4 protein-coding genes and 1 pseudogene are annotated in these 5,023 nt (G+C 38.5%); 2 read left to right on the top strand and 3 right to left on the bottom strand.

All coding sequences use genetic code 11. From position 1 onward, the window contains the following. Window positions 1-321: pseudogene (locus tag AN214_RS21320) on the top strand (hypothetical protein); the annotation flags it as partial. 225 nt (window positions 322-546) lie between these two features. Here AN214_RS21320 and AN214_RS21315 read toward each other — a convergent pair. From AN214_RS21315 to AN214_RS21305, 3 genes are all read right to left on the bottom strand, one after another. Next, entirely contained in the window at window positions 547-1,425 is an 879-nt protein-coding gene (locus tag AN214_RS21315) for an aspartyl protease family protein (RefSeq protein WP_054981557.1), read from the bottom strand. Between the two features lie 66 nt (window positions 1,426-1,491). Continuing rightward, window positions 1,492-2,883, bottom strand: coding sequence for a HAMP domain-containing sensor histidine kinase (locus tag AN214_RS21310; RefSeq protein WP_054981556.1), 1,392 nt, complete (start codon window positions 2,881-2,883; stop codon window positions 1,492-1,494). Further along, entirely contained in the window at window positions 2,880-3,575 is a 696-nt protein-coding gene (locus tag AN214_RS21305; RefSeq protein WP_054981555.1) for a response regulator transcription factor, read from the bottom strand. Before AN214_RS21305 ends, AN214_RS21310 begins: the two co-directional genes overlap by 4 nt. A gap of 228 nt (window positions 3,576-3,803) precedes the next feature. On the opposite strand from AN214_RS21305, the gene AN214_RS21300 reads away from it, so the two are divergent. After that, window positions 3,804-4,421 (top strand): porin family protein, encoded by a 618-nt coding sequence (locus AN214_RS21300; RefSeq protein ID WP_054981554.1) that lies wholly within the window; start codon window positions 3,804-3,806, stop codon window positions 4,419-4,421. Window positions 4,422-5,023 lie beyond the last annotated feature (602 nt).

The raw sequence follows: 5,023 nt of genomic DNA, 5'->3' as shown, positions 1-5,023 counted from the left end.
GACTTCTCATCCTTAAGAAATGTTACTTACCCTAAACATAGAAAAACACCCAAACTAAATCAAATTAGAGTGGGTGTCTTTGTTATTTTGACCTTTAAACTTGAGGGTGCACCGAAGTTTTTTTATTTAAGTTTAGGGGCAAAAGAACCGTCTATTATTACAGGCTCGTTTAAAGGACTGTTAGCTGCGCTCGATGAAAATGCACCTAATAACTTGGTTTGGGCCCATCAATTTACAGAAGGTGCTGATCATGGTACTAACCCCTACATGTCTATACCCACAGCCGTAAATGAGTATTCAGCTTTCAAACAAAAGCTTTAGTCACCACCTTAAACAAGGCCTGCTCAATGGGGAGAGTCTGATCTTTCCCATTTGCTTAAAATGACACTAACTCAATTAGAATAAAGTGGGTTACTGTGATTTTTAGCTCTTTAACCCCATAAGCCATACCTAAACATATAAAAACACCCAAACTAAGCCAAATTAGAGTGGGTGTTTTTGTTGTTCCTGATGGGTAAATCGTTGTTATTTTCTTAGTGTATTGATTTAAAAATAAATATGCTTGGCTTGATAGTCGATAACCAATTTTCCGCCTTTGAAATCTGCAAGGCCCATTAGTATTACTGGCTTATTTTCATAGCCGAGTTTTTTAAATACTGGCATATCAGAAACCGTTGTATTAGAGCTAGTTACGATATGTTCGCCAATATTAAACCTTACCTCACCTAACTTTTGTTTTTGTATTGCTTTACCATGAAGGCCCTTAAGATCTTCTTTGTCTTTTTTTTCAACGTCAAGCTTTGCCAACAAGAGAGAGTTAATGATGTTTATAGGTGCGCCTGTATCTAACACCGCATCAACATTCTGGCCATTAAACTCAACGTTAAACTTAATAAATTCTTCATCAAGCCAAAACGCTTGCGATTTTAAATCATGCGTAACTTGCTCTGAACAGGTTTGAGCATAAAAAGTCACTTCACTTTTAACAAAATCTAAAACGGTGCAGTGTTTTTCTAAAAATCCATACCCTAAAATACCCGGCACTTTACCTTGTGCGGTTTTGAGCACGGTTAAATCTTGTGTTATGTAAGGTAAATCCATCACCGAAGTATGACCAACACGGGTTGTATTGACGTTTGCTTGCGTGAGTATCATTTTACTTGTTGCACTGGTCACTTCTTCTTTTTCGAGTGCGCTTTCTGGCAATGCCAACTCATTTAATAAACTATTTGAAATAACTCCTGAAGTAGCTGCGGTATCTAAAACCATAGGTACTGTGTCGGCGTTATTTAACTGAGCATCCACCATAACATGGCCATATTGTGTGAACTGCATTGGCATTGTAACTGGTTTCGTGTTCTCCTGATTTGCATTACTTGAGAAACTCATAATTCCCACAATTACTGCACTTAAAATTGCTTTCATAAATCGCCTTCTTTGTTGTTCTTTGTTTTGTTAGGTGTACTTTAAAAAGCAATTGTTAAGCAATTATCAAGATTTTTTAAAAAGCCTTAATGAAAACTTTGCGCCTTTATTTGGTTCACTTACTACAGTCAATGCTGCACTTAAGAGCTCCGCAAGTTGTTTACAAATAGGCAACCCGAGCCCTAAGCTATTGGTATCGTGACGAGATGTTTGTACTCGGTAAAAGCGCTCAAAGATATTGTCTAATTGAGTTTGCGACATCCCCTCACCATGGTCCTCTACGGCAACATCAACATACGTGTCACAAGCGTGTAGGCTTACTTTAATAAACCGACCAGCTGACCCGTATTTAAATGCATTATCAAGTAAGTTCACCAATATTTGCCTCAGTCTTTTAGCATCGGTGACTAACTTAGTGTTTGGTGCTAAATCCGATGTAAACACAATGCCATGCGAACTTGCCTGAAGCTGATATTTAGCCATTAAATCAGTAATAAGCTGTGTAATATTAACCTCTTCAAATTGTAAGGTTAGCTGATTTGATTCGGTCAGCGATAACAGGCTTAAGTCATCAATTAACTGACTCAGTGATTCAACCTCTTTACCAAGTACGCTTAGCTGCTCAAGCTCCATCGGTAATATTCCGTCTTCCATTGCTTCAACACGTGAACGAATGGCGTTGAGCGGTGTACGTAGTTCATGAGAAAGATCTGAATTCATTTGCCGATATTGCTGATGCAACCCTTGCAACCACGCTGCAAGGCGGTTGAAACTGGCTAAGATTTCACCTACCTCATCGTGCTTAGTTACTTCAATACGGGTGTCTAAATTGCCATTTTCAATATCTTTAAAGCTGTGTTTAAGGTGTTTTAGCGGCTTTAAAAAGTACCATGCGCCCAACCAAGACAGCAGCGCAGCAAGCAGAGATAAGCCAAGCAAACTCAGCATAAATTCATCGGCCAAGCGCGACATCAACAAAGACTCTTGATGCTTTCGCTCCAACGTGTTTTTGGGTAACCAAAATAATGCATATTCACCCATTTGGTCATTCAGTAGCAACTGTTCTTGGCTGAATTGAATTAATAATGGAGATTGATTGAGCGGCGCTATTTTAAACTGATGACCGTGCTCCACAGCAATATAGGTAATCCGCAAATCAGTCGCACTTTCTGATGGCAAAATAACGCGCTCGTTTTGCACCAAAATAAATAACTGCTCAGTAAAGACATGAGATAGTGCTGTATATTGTTGCTGAACAGGCAAATTGTGTGGTAACGAAGTAATCTGCGCTTCCACGTCATCATCATCTAGTAACTCAGTGGTCATTTGCACAACACTTTTTTGGTTAAACTCGACAAATGCATTACTTGCTGTGTATACACTTAACAAGTAATAAATTCCCAACAATACAAAAGTGCAACTAGCAACTAATAGCGTAAATTTGGTACGTAATTTCATTGTGTTTTAGCCGCAACAAACTGATAACCTTGACCATAGTGTGTGGCAATATAGGTTGGATCTTTTTTACTATCACCCAACTTTTTACGTAAGTTAGCTAAATGGGTATCGACTGCTCTATCGGTGATATCGCTGCGTCCTTGCCACACGAGATTAATCAATTGTTCACGCGAGATAATACGCTTTGCATGAGTGACTAAACTAACTAAAATGGCAAACTCAACAGCGGTGAGTTTTAAATGATCGCCAGCTAGTTTTACCAATTTGGCATCGACATCAATCTCTAACTGGCCGAACAGCCATACTTGGTGCGCACCTGTATGCTTGTAACTGCGTTTAAGTAACGCTTGAACACGCGATACCACTTCTCTTGGGCTGTAGGGTTTACACACATAATCATCAGCGCCTAAGTCAAAGCCATGAATGCGGTCGCTTTCCGTTACCTTTGCCGTCACCATAATGCTGGGAATGTCTTTTTTGGTCGCATTTTTTAATAAAGAGAAACCATCTCCTCCTGGCATCATAACGTCGAAAATAGCTAACTGAAACGCCAAATTATCGAGCGCCCGCTGAGCATCGACTGCATTATCAAAGTGACTAACTCGGTAACCTTGCTTTTCAAGATAAAGGGTTAAAATTTGTGCACTGGCGACATCATCTTCAACGTATAAAATATTAATGGTACTACTCATTGCATTCCTTATGCAGATCACATATCACGTCAAAAGCAACAAACTACAACAGCCACGTAACTATTGCAAAATCAACACGCACTAAACCTGCATTTAATGGGATGTTCTTCATTCTAAATTATAAAAAACATTTTCTATTACAATTATTTACAACATTCAGGATACAACGCAATGATTGAGCAATATAATGCCGAAAATTACTCAACCTATTAATTAGTAAGGATCATTATGAAAAAGGTAGTATTACTTGTTTCATCGCTAGCATTAGCAGGATTAAGCTCATCAGCGCTAGCGAATGACATTTATTTAGGCGCAGCTTATAACAACCAAAAACTTTCCCCAAATGAGGCTGATGCCGGTTCCTTCAGCGTTAACACTGTTGACCTAGTTGCTGGTTATCAAGTAAACCAGTACTTCTCTGTTGAAGCTAACGTTGTTGTTTCTTCGAACGATGATTTGTTTGAAGCGAAAGATGCCTACTATTTCACACAAGAATATGTGGACATCGACAGCCAATGGTCACTAAAAGCCAAAGGCACTTACCCTATCAGCGATGCATTTAGCATATTTGCTTATGCTTCGTATCTGGACACAGAAATTAAAGGCGAATTTGTAGAATTCCGGTTAGACGAAAATGGTGCAACAACGGGCATACCGTCTCGAGGATCGTTTGCATTTTCAGATTCTGGCGTGGGTTTTGGTTTAGGTGCACAGTATAACTTTAATGAAAACTGGGCAGTTTATGCAGATTACAGCTTACACCCTGATTTCGAAATCAACGTTGATGAAAGCAGCGCTAAAATTGATCACGATTCATTTTCAATCGGCGTGACTTACAAGTTCTAATCTTTAAAAAGAGCGGATCACCCGCTCTTTTTATATTGCTTCAATATCTTTGTTATTAGCTGTTTATAGCATTCTTAATGATACTTGTAAGTTGCCTATGGGATAGATCTGAACCTAATTAGGTGGCCAAAATAACTATGCCACTACACCTTAAGAAGTGGTACTTACCCTAAACATAGAAAAACACTCAAACTAAATCAAATTAGAGTGGGTGTCTTTGTTATTTCGGGCTAAGATTTAAGTTTTTTGGAATACTCGCGCGAATCTTAACGTCGCATTCTGAGGAAGCTAAGACTGTATTACTGATTACTGTAAGCGCTAATATAGGCAATATATTTTTCATAAAAATCCTTTTTAAACAATGTGCTGTGCTTTTTACTAAAGTCATGTATAGAAAGTACCAGTTTTAGGTTCAAAAATCATTGCAAAGTTATCCTTCCATTGATTGTGGTTAACTCATTCGCTTTTTCTGTACTATGAAAACATAAATTAAGTCAAAATCAACGACTCTGACCCTGTACGATCCCCACAAAATAGTTATACGTTTTAATAATCATATTCCGGTCCCGCATTTTGAAGCTGCTTAATTGCATTTAGGCAGC

It is taken from the genome of Pseudoalteromonas sp. P1-9 (assembly GCF_001399975.1).
Lineage (GTDB): Bacteria > Pseudomonadota > Gammaproteobacteria > Enterobacterales > Alteromonadaceae > Pseudoalteromonas.
Note: the sequence above shows the minus strand (reverse complement) of the source record. Positions and strands in the feature narration are given on the sequence as shown.